Origin of the sequence: Pseudomonas sp. L-22-4S-12, assembly GCF_009799935.1 — a bacterium.
Classification (GTDB): Bacteria; Pseudomonadota; Gammaproteobacteria; order Pseudomonadales; family Pseudomonadaceae; genus Aquipseudomonas.
The window spans coordinates 705,770-720,355 of the sequence record NZ_WELL01000001.1 but is presented as its reverse complement, the minus strand read 5'-3'; the positions used below and the strand labels follow the sequence as shown (position 1 = coordinate 720,355).

Sequence of the window (14,586 nt, the reverse complement as noted above, 5' to 3'; positions counted from 1 at the left end):
GAGCGACGCACCCTCCGGTGAGCCTGGCCAACGCACCATGCAGTCTGGCAAGGTCTGGCGCGTCTCTCAAGCTCTAGACCAATACAGCACGGGCGGTGAGATCGAGGCACTTGCGTGCTTTTTCAATCAGCTCGTCGATCTCGCTTTTGCTGATAACCAGTGGCGGCGCGATGATCATGGTGTCGCCCACGGCGCGCATGATCAGTCCGTTGTCGAAGCAGTGGCCGCGGCAGATCATGCCCACGCCCAGCTCGCTCGGGAAACGCTCGCGGGTCTCTTTGTTCTTCGCCAGTTCGATGGCGCCGAGCATGCCCACACCGCGGACTTCGCCCACCAGCGGATGATCCGCCAGCTCACGAAGACGTTGCTGCAAATATGGTGCCGTTTCCGCCTTGACCCGCTCGATGATCTTTTCTTCGCGCAGCAGACGGATGTTGGCCAGGCCGACGGCGGCCGCCACCGGGTGCCCGGAATAGGTGAAGCCGTGGTTGAAATCGCCACCGGCATTGATCACGTCGAACACCTTGTCGCTGACGATCAGGCCACCCATCGGCACGTAGCCGGAGGTCAGGCCCTTGGCGATGGTCATCAGATCCGGCTGGTTGCCGTAGTAGTCGCTGCCGAACCACTCGCCGGTACGGCCGAAACCGCAGATCACTTCGTCGGCGACGAACAGAATGTCGTACTTGGCGAGGATCTCGCGGATACGCGGCCAGTAGCTGTCCGGCGGGATGATCACGCCACCGGCGCCCTGGATCGGCTCGGCGATGAAGGCGGCGACATTCTCCTCGCCGACTTCGAGGATCTTCTTCTCCAGCTGGTCAGCGGCCCAGATGCCGAACTCGTCCGGGCTCATCTCGCCGCCTTCACCGAACCAGTACGGCTGCGGGATGTGCACGATGCCCGGGATCGGCAGGTCGCCCTGTTCGTGCATGTACTTCATGCCGCCCAGGCTGGCGCCGGCCACGGTGGAGCCGTGGTAGCCGTTGAGGCGGCTGATGATCACCTTCTTGTTCGGCTGGCCCTTGCACGCCCAGTAGTGGCGAACCATGCGCAGCATGGTGTCGTTGCCTTCCGAACCGGAGCCGGTGAAGAACACGTGGTTCATGCCTTGCGGGGCGATCTCGGCGATGGCCTTGGCCAGCTCCAGTACCGGCGGGTGGGCGGTCATGAAGAAGGTGTTGTAGAACGGCAGCTCGCGCATCTGCGCCGCGGCGGCCTCGACCAGTTCCTCGCGGCCGTAGCCGACCGCCACGCACCACAGGCCGGCCATGCCGTCGAGCACCTTGTTGCCTTCGCTGTCCCACAGGTAGACGCCGTCGGCCTTGGTAATGATGCGCGGACCCTTCTCGTGCAGCTGCTGGTAATCGCTGAACGGCGCAAGGTGGTGCTCACGGCTCATGGCCTGCCACTCGCGGGTTTTCGGGTTGTTCGCTTGCTTAGTCATTATTCACCTCAGATAACGCAATCGGCGGGGGCCGGCGGATTGCACGCCGGCCCCTGCCCCCATCAGACGGAGAGCAGCAGGAACTCGCGTTCCCAGGAGCTGATCACCCGCTTGTAGTTTTCATGCTCGGCCCGCTTGACCGCGACATAGCCGCGGACAAACTTCTCGCCCAGGTATTTCTCGGCGTCCTTGCAGGCTTCCATGCGCTCCAGGGCGCTTTCGATGGTCACCGGCAGGGCCAGGTTGCGCCGCTCGTAGCCGCGACCCTTGACCGGCGCGCTCGGCTGGATGCCTTCGAGCATGCCGATGTAGCCACACAGCAGGGAGGCGGCCAGCACCAGGTAGGGGTTGGCGTCGGCACCGGCCAGGCGGTTTTCCACGCGGCGGTTCTGCGGCCCGGCTTCCGGCACGCGCAGGCCCACGGTGCGGTTCTCCTCGCCCCACTCGACATTCACCGGCGCCGAGGTGTCCGGTAGGAAGCGGCGGAACGAGTTGACGTTCGGCGCGAACAGCGGCAGCAGCTCGGGGATGTACTTCTGCAGGCCGCCGATGTGGTGCATGAACAGCTCGCTCATGCTGCCGTCCTCGTTGGAGAACAGGTTCCGGCCGGTCTCCACGTCCACCACGCTCTGGTGAATGTGCATGGCGCTGCCCGGCTGGTCGGTGATCGGCTTGGCCATGAAGGTGGCCGCCACATCATGCTTGAGCGCGGCCTCGCGCATGGTGCGCTTGAACACGGTGATCTGGTCGGCCAGGTGCAGGGCGTCGCCATGCCGGAAGTTGATTTCCATCTGCGCCGGGCCGTCTTCGTGGATCAGCGTGTCGAGATCCAGCTCCTGCAGCTCGCACCAGTCGTAGACGTCCTCGAACAGCGGGTCGAATTCGTTGGCCGCGTCGATGGAGAACGACTGGCGGCCGACTTCCGGGCGGCCGGAGCGGCCCATCGGCGCCTCCAGCGGGAAGTCCGGGTCACTGTTGCGCTTGGTCAGGTAGAACTCCATCTCCGGCGCGACGATCGGCTTCCAGCCCTTGGCGGCGTAGAGCTTGAGCACGTTCTTGAGGATGTTGCGCGGCGACAGCTCGATCGGGTTACCCTGCTTGTCGAAGGTGTCGTGGATCACCATCGCGGTCGGCTCGATGGCCCAGGGCACGAGGAACACGGCGTTCTCGTCGGGGCGGCAGAACATGTCGATGTCGGCCTCGTCGAGCAGCTCGTAATAGATGTCGTCCTCGACGTAGTCGCCGGTCACGGTCTGCAGCAGCACACTCTCGGGGAGGCGCATACCCTTCTCGTCGAGAAACTTGTTGGTCGGCGAAATCTTGCCCCGGGCAATGCCGGTGAGATCGCTGATCAGACATTCAACTTCGGTGATTTTGCGTTCTTTCAGCCAGCTGGTGAGCTGGTCGAGCTTGCTAGTCATAAAGACCTCAGGGTTTCAGAGCGGCTTCTGCGGACCGGTACAGCCTGGCGAAACCTCCCAGTTCCGCCCGCCGGTTGCCTCACCTACTCAGCGTTGCCCCGCCCTCTTCCTGCAAGCCTCACCAAAGGCCTGGAAGATGGCGAGATAATTCGGGTTCGATCGCACCTGCCACTCCGGGTGGAATTGCACCCCGAGCGCGAAGCTTGGCGCACCTTCGACGGAGAAGGCTTCGATCAACCCGTCAGGCGCCAGTGCTTCTACGCGAAGGCCCGGCGCCAGACGCTGAACGCCCTGGCCATGAATGGAATTGACTTGAATCTCGTCCGGCAAGCCGAGGCCGGCGAGCAGGCCACCCGGCTGCACCCGCAGCGGGTGGCGGGGGGCGTATTGCACTTCGACCGGTTCATCGGCCGGCTCGCGGTGGTCCAGCATGCCGGCCACCTCGTGCACCTTTTGGTGCAGGGTGCCGCCGAAGGCCACGTTCATTTCCTGGAAGCCGCGGCAGATGCCGAGCACCGGGATGCCGGCCGCCACCGCCTGACGCATCAGCGGCAGGGTGGTCTGGTCACGCTCGGGATCGTGCGGCGTACCGGGCGCACTGGCCGGGCCACTATAATGATGAGGTTCGATATTCGACGGCGAGCCGGTGAACAGCAGGCCATCTAGACTGGCTAGAAGAGTCGGCTGATCGATCAGTTCGCCCAGCGACGGGATCACCAGCGGCAGGCCACCGGCACCGATCGCCACCGCACGGACATATTTGTCCCCGGCGATGTGATTGAGATGCAGGCCTACCTGCTTGGTGCAGGCGGTTACGCCGATCAACGGCAGGCGCGACATGGAACACCTGTTTTATTGCTGTTATTAGGTTGAGGCCGAGATTAGCCTTGTTCGATTTTTTACACAATAGCCCTGTAAAAAATTGAACACAGCCCGCTGAGCGCTGCGCCAGGCAAGGCGTTGAAGGGGCCTGCGATGCCCTGAAACGCCCCAAAACTGGCCATCAGGCCCCATTTCAGGGCAAAATTGGCGGCTATTGACAGCACAGGGTGTTTAAGATTGACTCATACTTGTGCAATTGCATGATTGAAATTTTTAACAAAAAAGGTGTTGCATCATGTCGGTACCCCTGCGTGCCGTTCAGCTCAACGAAGCGAACGCGTTCCTTAAGGAACATCCTGAGGTCCTGTTCGTCGACCTTCTTATTGCAGACATGAACGGCGTGGTGCGCGGCAAGCGCATCGACCGCAACAGCCTGCATAAAGTGTACGAAAAGGGCATCAACCTGCCCGCATCCCTGTTTGCCCTCGACATCAACGGTTCCACGGTAGAGAGCACTGGCCTCGGCCTGGACATCGGCGATGCCGACCGCATCTGCTTCCCGATCCCCAATACCCTGTGCAACGAGCCCTGGCAGAAGCGCCCCACCGCGCAGCTGCTGATGACCATGCACGAGCTGGACGGCCAACCCTTCTTCGCCGACCCGCGCGAAGTGCTGCGCCAGGTGGTGGCCAAGTTCGACGAGATGAACCTGACCATCTGTGCCGCCTTCGAGCTGGAGTTCTACCTGATCGACCAGGAGAACGTGAACGGCCGCCCGCAGCCGCCGCGCTCGCCGCTGTCCGGTAAACGCCCGATCTCCACCCAGGTGTACCTGATCGACGACCTCGACGAATACGTCGACTGCCTGCAGGACATGCTGGAAGCGGCCAAGGAACAAGGCATCCCGGCCGACGCCATCGTCAAGGAAAGCGCCCCGGCGCAGTTCGAGGTCAACCTGCATCACGTCGACGACGCGATCAAGGCCTGCGACTACGCCCTGCTGCTCAAGCGCCTGATCAAGAACATCGCCTACGACCATGAGATGGACACCACCTTCATGGCCAAGCCCTACCCGGGCCAGGCGGGCAACGGCCTGCACGTGCACATCTCGCTGCTCGACAAGACCACCGGCAAGAACATCTTCACCGCCGATGACCCCATGGAGAACGACGCTCTGCGTCATGCGATCGGCGGTGTCCTGGAAACCATGCCCGCGTCGATGGCCTTCCTCTGCCCCAACGTCAACTCCTACCGCCGCTTCGGCGCCCAGTTCTACGTGCCCAACGCGCCGAGCTGGGGCATCGACAACCGCACCGTGGCCGTGCGCGTGCCCAACGGCAGCCCGGACTCGGTACGTATCGAACACCGCGTGGCCGGTGCCGACGCCAACCCGTACCTGATGATGGCGGCGATCCTCGCCGGCATTCACCACGGCCTGACCAACAAGCTGGAACCGGGCGAGCCGATCGAAGGCAACTCCTACGAACAGCTGGAACAGAGCCTGCCGAACAACCTGCGCGACGCCCTGCGCGAGCTGGACGACAGCGAAGTGCTGAACCAGTACATCAGCCCGGACTACATCGACATCTTCGTCGCGTGCAAGGAAGCCGAGCTCGAGGAGTTCGAGACCACCATCTCCGACCTCGAGTACAACTGGTACCTGCACACCGTATAAGCACCACCCCGACGCCGGCTCCCGAGCCGGCGTCGCCTTATCCGCTGCCCGCCTTTCCCGCCCCTCCGTCAGCCCCGCTGCACGGCTTGGCGAAGCTTTGCCGTTGCATTGCCTACATCACACCAAGGAGGTTGTCATGTTTCGCGTTCTTGCTCCGTTACTGCTGGCACTGACCCCGGGACTGGCGGCCGCCGCCGAGAGCATCCGGGTCTACAACTGGAACGATTACATCGCACCCCAGGTGCTGGCCGACTTCACCAAGGACACCGGCATCGAAGTCGAATACCGCACCTTCAGCACCGACGACGAACTCGACCAGGCCCTGGCCAGCGACACCGCCATCGACATCGCCGTGCCCTCCCACGACGAGCTGCCGGCGCTGATCCGCGCCGGCAAGCTGCAGCCGCTGGACTTCAGCCGCCTGCCCAATCGCCAGCACCTCGACAAGCAGCTGCTCAACAAACTGGCCGCCGTCGACCCCAACAACCGCCACGCCGTGCCCTACCTGTGGGGCGCCGTCGGCCTGGCGATCAACACGCCGCTGGCCGAGGCCGCCTATGGCGGGCCGCTGCCGCACAGCTGGAGCCTGCTGTTCGACCCCGCGCAGAGCCAGCGCCTGGCAGGCTGCGGCATGAGCGTGCTGGACGCCCCGGACGAGCTGCTCTACAGCCTGCTCAACTACCAGGGCCGCAGCCTCAACAACAGCTCGCCGGGGCGCATCCGCAAGGCCGGCGCGGTGCTCGACGGCCTGCGCCCGAACCTGCGCTACGTCGACAGCGAGCGCTACATCGCCGATCTCAACCAGGGCAAGCTGTGCATCGCCCTGGCCTGGGTCGGCGACGCCCTGGCGGCCAGCGAGGCCGGCCAGGCGGTGCAGTTCGTGGTGCCGCAGGAGGGCTCCTCGCTGTTCATCGACAACCTGGTGATCCCCACCAGCGCCCGCCGCGCCGACCTGGCGCACCGGTTCATCGACTACCTGATGCAGCCCAAGGTGGCGGCGAAGATCACCGAGGAAACCCTCTACCCGAGCGCCAACGCCGACGCCCGAGAGTTCCTCGACCCGGCCCTGCGCGACCAGCCGGGGCTGTATCCGGACCGCGACACCAAGCGCCGCCTGTTCGCCCTCATGCCTCTGCCGGACAAGCTCAAGGCCAGCCGCGACGAGGTGTGGAACCGCTTCCGCGACGGCACTGCCGCAGCGGCGCCGCTCTAGCCAGGCGAGCGGCCGGGGCGGCGGCGCCCCGGTTGCACCACTGGCGGCTTGCCTCCCCTGTCGCTCTGGCGTCCAATAGCGCCTCCGATGGACAGGAGTCCGGCATGACCCGTACCGCCAGCCCCCGCAAACCCCGCGCCAGCAGCCAGGCACGCATCGCCCTGATCCTCGACGCCGCGCGCACCCTGCTCAGCGAACAGGGTTTCAACGGCCTGTCGATCTACAGCGTGGCCGAACGCGCCGGCATCCCGCCGTCCTCGGTCTACCACTTCTTCGCCAGCGTGCCGGCCCTGCTCGAAGCGCTGACCGCCGACATCCACGGCGCCTTCCGCGCCTGCCTGCTGCAGCCGGTGGAACACGCCGCGCTGCGCGACTGGCGCGACCTGTCTCGCATCGTCGAGGAACGCATGTTGGCCATCTACGCCGGCGACAATGCCGCGCGCCAGCTGATCCTCGCCCAGCACGGCCTGGCCGAAGTGCTGCAGGCCGACCGCCAGCACGACCTGGAGCTGGGCCGCCTGATGCAGGCCCTGTTCGAGCGGCATTTCCCCCTGCCGCAACTGCCGGAGGACATCGACGTGTTCGCCCTGGCCATGGAGCTGGGCGACCGCGTCTATGCCCGCTCGATGCAGCTGCACGGTGCGATCACCCCGCGCCTGGCCGCGGAAGGCATGCGCGTGTTCGATGCCTACCTCGGCCTCTACCTGCCGCCCGCCCTGCCCAAGCGCCGCCAGCCACTCGGCTGAGGCGCAACCACCCACCACACCCCAGCATCCGCCGCCGCGCCCCCGAGCAGCGCGCTTCGGCCTGGCTCTGATCGTCCAAGAATACGGATTTAATTCGATATAAATCGATCAAATTAGCTAGCAAAGACTAAAAACAGCTTCCTAAGTCGATTTTTATCGGATATAAAATGGCCATCCGCTGCCGGGTGGCAATGCACCGCCACGGCACAGTCACGGGGCTCTGCCGGCTGCAGAGGCCCCTCAAACGCTGCTACGAGGTGTTCCATGTCGCGTATCGTTACCGTCGCCGCCACCCAGATGGCCTGTTCCTGGGACAGCGCCGCGAATATCGCCAATGCCGAGAAACTGGTGCGCCAGGCTGCCGCCGAAGGCGCGCAGATCATTCTGATCCAGGAGCTGTTCGAGACCCCGTACTTCTGCCAGAAGCCCAACCCGGACTACCTGCAGCTGGCCACCACGGCGGAAGAAAACCCGGCCATCGCGCACTTCCAGAAAGTCGCCAGGGAGCTGCAGGTGGTGCTGCCGATCAGCTTCTACGAGCGGGCCGGGCGCGCCCGCTTCAACAGCATCGCGATCATCGATGCCGACGGCAGCAACCTCGGCATTTATCGGAAAAGCCACATCCCGGACGGCCCCGGCTACCATGAGAAGTACTACTTCAACCCGGGCGACACCGGCTTCAAGGTGTGGAACACCCGCTACGCCAAGATCGGCGTGGGCATCTGCTGGGACCAGTGGTTCCCCGAGGCCGCGCGCAGCATGGCCCTGCTCGGCGCGGAGATCCTGTTCTACCCGACCGCCATCGGCAGCGAGCCGCATGACCCGAGCATCAGCTCGCGCGACCACTGGCAGCGCGTGCAGCAAGGCCACGCTGGCGCCAACCTGATGCCGCTGGTAGCGTCCAACCGTATCGGTCGCGAAGACCAGGACGGTTACCACATCAACTTCTACGGCTCCTCCTTCATCGCCGACCAGTTCGGCAAGAAGGTCGAGAAACTGAACGAGACCGAGGAAGGCATCCTGGTGCACCGCTTCGACCTGGACCAGCTGGAACACATCCGCAGCGCCTGGGGCAGCTTCCGCGACCGCCGGCCGAACCTGTACGGCCCGCTCAAGACCCTCGACGGCAGCCTCGAATCCTGACATCCCCGGCCGGAGCCAGCCAGCTGGCTCCGGCAACAGCCCATACATAGGTAGATCCGATGACCACTCTCACCAGCACCCCACGCGCAGATGGCTTCCGCATGCCAGCCGAGTGGGAAACCCAGAGCCAGGCCTGGATGGTCTGGCCCGAGCGCCCGGACAACTGGCGCCTCGGCGGCAAGCCGGCACAGGCCGCCTTCAGCGCGGTGGCCAAGGCCATCGCCGAATTCGAACCGGTGACCGTCTGCGTTTCCGCCGGCCAGTACGAGAACGCCCGCGCGCGCCTCGACCACGGCAATATCCGCCTGGTGGAAATCAGCACGGATGATGCCTGGGTGCGCGACACCGGACCGACCTTCGTGATCGATGACCAGGGCGGCGTGCGCGGCGTGGACTGGGGCTTCAACGCCTGGGGCGGCTTCGACGGCGGCCTCTATGCGCCCTGGCAGCGCGACGACCAGGTGGCCAGCAAGATCCTCGAGATCGAGCGCTGCGCTCGCTACCGCACCGAAGGCTTCGTGCTGGAAGGCGGCTCGATCCATGTCGACGGCGAAGGCACCCTGATCACCACCGAGGAATGCCTGCTCAACCGCAACCGCAACCCGCACCTGTCCCGCGAGCAGATCGAGGACATGCTGCGCACGCACCTGGCCATCGACACCGTAATCTGGCTGCCGGACGGCCTGTACAACGACGAGACCGACGGCCACGTCGACAATTTCTGCTGCTACGTGCGCCCCGGCGAAGTGCTCCTGGCCTGGACCGACGACGCAGGCGATCCCAACTACCCGCGCTGCCAGGCCGCCATGCGCGTGCTGGAAAGCGCCCGGGATGCCAAGGGCCGTGCGTTCATCGTGCACAAGATGCCGATTCCCGGCCCGCTGCATGCCACGGCAGAAGAGTGCGCCGGGGTCGACCTGGTGGCCGGCACCCAGGAACGCAGCCCGGAAGTGCGCCTGGCCGGCTCCTACGTCAACTTCCTGATCGTCAACGGCGGCATCATCGCGCCGAGCTTCGACGACCCCCAGGACGAGGAAGCCCGCGCCATCCTCCAGCGCCTGTTCCCCGAGCACCGCGTGGTGATGGTGCCGGGCCGCGAGATCCTCCTCGGCGGCGGCAATATCCACTGCATCACCCAGCAGCAGCCGGCCGGCTGATCCTGCGCCGTCACAGCACCCGCCAAGCGCCCTGCCTGGCGGGCGCTATCCAGCCAGTTGCAGCAACTTGATCTAGGCTTGCCCACTCAAGCCCAGAGCAAGGATGCTCAGCATGCAACGCTGGATCGCGTTACTCCTCTATTGCTTCGTCTGCCCGCTGCTCGCCGCCCCCTGCCCCGACTGGTCCACCAGCCGTGCCGGCGCCGAGCTGGCGAGCCTGCGGCAACAACTCAAGGACTGGGACCGGGCCTACCATCAGCAGGGCCGCTCGCCGATCAGCGACGAGTTGTATGACCAGGCCCGCGAACGCCTGCAGGACTGGCAGCAGTGCTTCCCGCAGCTGACCCTAGCCCCGCGCGCCGACCTCGGCCCGCCCGGCACACATGCTCACCCCATCGCCCACACCGGCCTGCACAAGCTGCGCGACGAAGCCACCGTACAGCAGTGGCTGCAGGGCCGCAGCGAGCTGTGGATCCAGCCCAAGGTGGATGGCGTAGCGGTGACCCTGCATTACCGCGACGGCCGCCTGCAGCAAGCGATCAGCCGTGGCGACGGGCAGCGCGGCCAGGACTGGACGGCCCAGACCCAGCTGATCGACGCCATCCCGCAGCAACTGGCGCATAACGATGAACTGATCCTGCAGGGCGAGCTGTACTGGCGCCTGCCCGGCCATGTGCAGGCTCAAGGGGGCACCGGCACGGCGCGCAACCAGGTCGCCGGGGCGATGAATCGCCACCAGCTGGACGCCGCGACCGCCGCACAGATCGGCCTGTTCGTCTGGGACTGGGCCAATGGCCCCAGCAGCATGGGCGCACGCCTGCAGGGATTGCGCGCCTTCGGCTTCACAGACAGCGCCGAGCTGACCCTGCCCATCACCGATCTGACCCAAGCCCGTCAGTGGCGCGAGCATTGGTACCGCCACCCGCTGCCGTTCGCCAGCGACGGCGTGGTGCTGCGCCAGGGTAAACGTCCGCCCGGCAGTAGCTGGGCCGCCGAACCGCCGCAGTGGGCCGCGGCCTGGAAATATCCACTCAGCCAGGCCCTGGCCCAGGTGCGCGCCGTGCACTTCCAGATCGGCCGCAGCGGACGCATCACCCCGGTGCTGCAACTGCAGCCGGTGCGCCTGGAGCAGCGCAGCATCCAGCGGGTCAGCCTCGGTTCGCTGCAGCGCTGGCAGGCGCTGGATATCCGCCCCGGCGACCAGGTGGCGATCAGCCTCGCCGGCCTGACCATCCCGCGCCTGGACGGCGTGGTCTGGCGCAGCGCCGAACGCCCGCTGCTGGCCAGCCCCGATCCCGCCGCCTACCACGCCCTGAGCTGCTGGCAACCGAGCCCAGGCTGCGCCAGCCAGTTCAGCGCGCGCCTGGTCTGGCTCGGCGGCAAGCAAGGGCTGCAGCTGGCGGGTGTCGGGCCGGGGACCTGGGACAAACTGCAACAGGCGGGAAAGCTGCCCAACCTGCTCGCCTGGCTCGATCTCGAAGAAGCCGAACTGGCCCGCACACCGGGCTTCGCCGCCACCCGCGCGCGCACCCTGCAGCAGAGTTTCGCCAGCGCCCGCCGGCGTCCCTTCGCCCAGTGGCTCAAGGCCCTCGGCCTACCGGCCAGCGGCGCGGCAGCGCTGGGCACTGACTGGGACACGCTGGCCGCACGCGATGCTCGGGCCTGGGATGCCTTCAACGGCATCGGCCCGCAGCGGGCGGCACAGCTGGTGGCGTTCTTCCGCCACCCGGACGTGCAGGCCCTGCGCCAGCGCCTGCACGCGGCCGGGGTGGCAGGTTTCTAGGTGGCACCCTACATCAGTACGCGCGAAACGCCTTGTGGCAGGCCTCGCAGCTGTCTTCCACGCGCTGCACCAGCGGCACCATGGCCGCTGCCGCCAGCGGCTTCTGGGTGCTGGCCGTGCGCAGGGTCGCGGTGGCTGCTTCCAGCTCACGGGCCAGCTGCTGGAAGCGCGCCTGCTCCTGCCAGACTTCGGGCTTGGCGCTGCTGCGCTCGCTTTCGGCCAGCTGCGGGAAATGCTGCCAGGGCTTGCGCGACAGCTCATCGAGCTGCTGCGCGCCCTGGGCGAAGCGCTGTTCGTTGAACGGCAGGCGCCCGCGCAGCATGCCGCCGAGGTCTTCGCTGGTCTTCAGCATCTGCTTGAACAGGGTCTGGCGCTGACCCTGGGGCGAATTGGGGTCGACGCCGCCGCAGGCGGCGAGCAGGGCACAGACACACAGCAACAACAGGCTTTTGGCTTTCATGGGCAGCGCGGAGGGACTGAAAAAGGGCCGCCAGTATCGCCACCCACCGGCCTGCGGCCAAGTGGGGCGATTGCCGCAGGTCGCCTGCGCACCCCGGGCACGCGACGGAAAGCCTTGGGCTTGCCCGTTTGCCTGGCTATAATCCCCCCGCTTCACGCGGCCGGCGCAGTCCGGTCGCTCCCGCCACCCATCCGAGGGGCGCTGCAGCAGGCTGCAAATCTGTTTTGACCCCCGAGCCCGGCATCAGCCTGGCACTGTGGCGGATTCGAATCAGGCTTGCGCCTGTCAGGCTCGGATGGGGCGTTAACCATACGCATCAACGGCGCCCATTCGCAGACAACGAATGGAGTGCTATTGCATGAGCGCCGCTTTTAACGATTTCAAAGTCGCCGATATTTCCCTGGCCGATTGGGGCCGCAAAGAACTGATCATCGCCGAGTCGGAAATGCCGGCCCTGATGGGTCTGCGCCGCAAGTACGCCGGCGAACAGCCGCTCAAAGGCGCGAAGATCATCGGCTGCATCCACATGACCATCCAGACCGGCGTGCTGATCGAGACCCTGATCGCCCTGGGTGCCGAAGTGCGCTGGTCGTCCTGCAACATCTTCTCGACTCAAGATCAAGCTGCTGCCGCCATCGCCGCCGCCGGCATCCCGGTCTACGCCTGGAAGGGCGAGACCGAGGAGGAGTACGAGTGGTGCATCGAGCAGACCATCCTCAAGGATGGCCAGCCGTGGGACGCCAACATGATCCTGGACGACGGCGGCGACCTGACCCAGATCATCCACGAGCGCTACCCGGCCATGCTGGAGAAGATCCACGGCATCACCGAGGAAACCACCACCGGCGTGCACCGCCTGCTCGACATGCTCAAGGCCGGCACCCTGAAAGTCCCGGCGATCAACGTCAACGACTCGGTGACCAAGAGCAAGAACGACAACAAGTACGGCTGCCGTCACAGCCTGAACGACGCCATCAAGCGCGGCGTCGACCACCTGCTGTCCGGCAAGCAGGCCCTGGTGATCGGCTACGGCGACGTGGGCAAGGGCTCAGCCCAGTCGCTGCGCCAGGAAGGCATGATCGTCAAGGTTTCCGAAGTCGACCCGATCTGCGCCATGCAGGCCTGCATGGACGGCTTCGAGGTGGTTTCGCCGTACCTGGACGGCCGCAACGACGGCAGCGAAGCCAGCATCGACAAGGCCCTGCTGGGCAAGATCGACCTGATCGTCACCACCACCGGCAACGTCAACGTCTGCGACGCCAACATGCTCAAGGCCCTGAAGAAACGCGCCGTGGTGTGCAACATCGGTCACTTCGACAACGAGATCGATACCGCCTTCATGCGCAAGACCTGGGCCTGGGAAGAGGTCAAGCCGCAGGTGCACAAGATCCACCGCACCGGCGCCAGCACCTTCGACCCGCGCAACGAGGACTACCTGATCCTGCTGGCCGAAGGCCGCCTGGTCAACCTGGGCAACGCCACCGGCCACCCGAGCCGGATCATGGACGGCTCCTTCGCCAACCAGGTGCTGGCGCAGATCTTCCTGTTCGAGCAGAAGTTCGCCGACCTGTCGGCTGACAAGAAGGCCGCGCGCCTGACCGTGGAAGTGCTGCCGAAGAAACTGGACGAGGAAGTGGCCCTGGAAATGGTCCGCGGCTTCGGCGGCGTGGTCACCCAGCTGACCAAGCAGCAGGCCGAGTACATCGGCGTCACCCAGGAAGGCCCGTTCAAGCCGGACGCCTACCGCTACTAAGCAGCCAAGCTGCAAGCCACAGGCCGCAGGTGACCCGTTCATCTGCGGCCTGCCGCTAAAGGAATACTTCCATGAGCCAAGAACGCCGTTACAGCTTCGAGTTCTTCCCCACCAAGACCGAAGCCGGGCATGAAAAGCTGCTGAACGTGGCCCGTCAGCTGGCGACCTACAACCCCGATTTCTTCTCCTGCACCTACGGTGCCGGGGGCTCGACCCGCGACCGCACGCTGAACACCGTGCTGCAACTGGACGGCGAAGTCGGCGTGCCGACCGCGCCGCACCTGTCCTGCGTCGGTGACAGCAAGGACGAACTGCGCAGCCTGCTCAGCCAGTACAAGAACTCCGGGATCAAGCGCATCGTCGCCCTGCGCGGCGACCTGCCATCCGGCATGGGCATGGCCAGCGGCGAGCTGCGCTACGCCAACGAACTGGTCGAGTTCATCCGTGCGGAAACCGGCGACCACTTCCATATCGAAGTGGCCGCCTATCCGGAAGTCCACCCGCAGGCGCGCAGCTTCGAGGACGACCTGCAGAACTTCGTGCGCAAGTGCCGGGCCGGTGCCGACAGCGCCATCACCCAGTACTTCTTCAGCGCCGACTGCTACTTCTACTTCGTCGAGCGCGTGCGCAAGCTGGGCGTGGACCTGCCGATCGTGCCGGGCATCATGCCGATCACCAACTACAGCAAGCTGGCGCGCTTCTCCGACGCCTGCGGCGCGGAGATTCCGCGCTGGATCCGCAAGCAGCTGGAAGCCTACGGCGACGACCTGGAGAGCATCCAGGCCTTCGGCGAACAGGTGGTCAGCGAGATGTGCGAACGCCTGCTGGCCGGCGGCGCGCCGGGGCTGCACTTCTACACCCTGAACCAGGCCGAGCCGAGCCTGGCGATCTGGAACAACCTGAAGCTGCCCCGCTGACGGTTGCGCCGCAATGAACGAGCCGGGTCATGACCCGGCTTTTTCTTGC

12 protein-coding genes and 1 riboswitch are annotated in these 14,586 nt (G+C 65.5%); of the genes, 8 read left to right on the top strand and 4 right to left on the bottom strand.

The window, feature by feature from the left end:
- Nucleotides 1-73: 73 nt before the first annotated feature.
- The 3 genes from F3I16_RS03230 to F3I16_RS03220 all read right to left on the bottom strand — a co-directional run bounded on the left by F3I16_RS03230 (nt 74) and on the right by F3I16_RS03220 (nt 3,708).
- Nucleotides 74-1,447: an aspartate aminotransferase family protein gene (locus F3I16_RS03230; protein WP_160492302.1), complete on the bottom strand. Its 1,374-nt coding sequence runs from the start codon at nt 1,445-1,447 to the stop codon at nt 74-76.
- 62 nt (nt 1,448-1,509) lie between these two features.
- Nucleotides 1,510-2,868: a glutamine synthetase family protein gene (locus F3I16_RS03225; RefSeq protein WP_160492301.1), complete on the bottom strand. Its 1,359-nt coding sequence runs from the start codon at nt 2,866-2,868 to the stop codon at nt 1,510-1,512.
- Between the two features lie 87 nt (nt 2,869-2,955).
- Complete coding sequence (locus F3I16_RS03220; protein ID WP_160077064.1) at nt 2,956-3,708, bottom strand: gamma-glutamyl-gamma-aminobutyrate hydrolase family protein; 753 nt, start codon at nt 3,706-3,708, stop codon at nt 2,956-2,958.
- 277 nt (nt 3,709-3,985) lie between these two features.
- Here F3I16_RS03220 and F3I16_RS03215 point away from each other — a divergent pair, with 277 nt between their 5' ends.
- From F3I16_RS03215 to ligB, 6 genes are all read left to right on the top strand, one after another.
- Nucleotides 3,986-5,365 (top strand): glutamine synthetase family protein, encoded by a 1,380-nt coding sequence (locus F3I16_RS03215; RefSeq protein WP_160077066.1) that lies wholly within the window; start codon nt 3,986-3,988, stop codon nt 5,363-5,365.
- A 136-nt stretch (nt 5,366-5,501) separates the two neighbouring features.
- A complete protein-coding gene (locus tag F3I16_RS03210) occupies nt 5,502-6,578 on the top strand; it encodes a polyamine ABC transporter substrate-binding protein (RefSeq protein ID WP_160492300.1) in 1,077 nt (358 codons plus the stop codon).
- Between the two features lie 104 nt (nt 6,579-6,682).
- Nucleotides 6,683-7,324: a TetR/AcrR family transcriptional regulator gene (locus tag F3I16_RS03205; protein ID WP_160492299.1), complete on the top strand. Its 642-nt coding sequence runs from the start codon at nt 6,683-6,685 to the stop codon at nt 7,322-7,324.
- A gap of 264 nt (nt 7,325-7,588) precedes the next feature.
- Complete coding sequence (aguB, locus tag F3I16_RS03200; RefSeq protein ID WP_160492298.1) at nt 7,589-8,467, top strand: N-carbamoylputrescine amidase; 879 nt, start codon at nt 7,589-7,591, stop codon at nt 8,465-8,467.
- Nucleotides 8,468-8,526: 59 nt separating this feature from the next.
- Complete coding sequence (gene aguA / locus F3I16_RS03195) at nt 8,527-9,624, top strand: agmatine deiminase (RefSeq protein WP_160492297.1); 1,098 nt, start codon at nt 8,527-8,529, stop codon at nt 9,622-9,624.
- Between the two features lie 112 nt (nt 9,625-9,736).
- On the top strand, nt 9,737-11,407 hold the full coding sequence (ligB, locus tag F3I16_RS03190) for an NAD-dependent DNA ligase LigB (RefSeq protein ID WP_160492296.1): 1,671 nt from the start codon (nt 9,737-9,739) through the stop codon (nt 11,405-11,407).
- 13 nt (nt 11,408-11,420) lie between these two features.
- Here ligB and F3I16_RS03185 read toward each other — a convergent pair whose 3' ends face one another.
- On the bottom strand, nt 11,421-11,867 hold the full coding sequence (locus F3I16_RS03185; RefSeq protein ID WP_160492295.1) for a cytochrome c: 447 nt from the start codon (nt 11,865-11,867) through the stop codon (nt 11,421-11,423).
- A gap of 187 nt (nt 11,868-12,054) precedes the next feature.
- Nucleotides 12,055-12,202, top strand: a riboswitch (S-adenosyl-L-homocysteine riboswitch).
- Nucleotides 12,203-12,225: 23 nt separating this feature from the next.
- Here F3I16_RS03185 and ahcY point away from each other — a divergent pair.
- Complete coding sequence (gene ahcY / locus F3I16_RS03180) at nt 12,226-13,620, top strand: adenosylhomocysteinase (RefSeq protein ID WP_256670059.1); 1,395 nt, start codon at nt 12,226-12,228, stop codon at nt 13,618-13,620.
- A 71-nt stretch (nt 13,621-13,691) separates the two neighbouring features.
- Nucleotides 13,692-14,537 (top strand): methylenetetrahydrofolate reductase [NAD(P)H], encoded by an 846-nt coding sequence (gene metF / locus F3I16_RS03175; RefSeq protein ID WP_160492293.1) that lies wholly within the window; start codon nt 13,692-13,694, stop codon nt 14,535-14,537.
- The last annotated feature ends 49 nt before the right edge of the window (nt 14,538-14,586 follow it).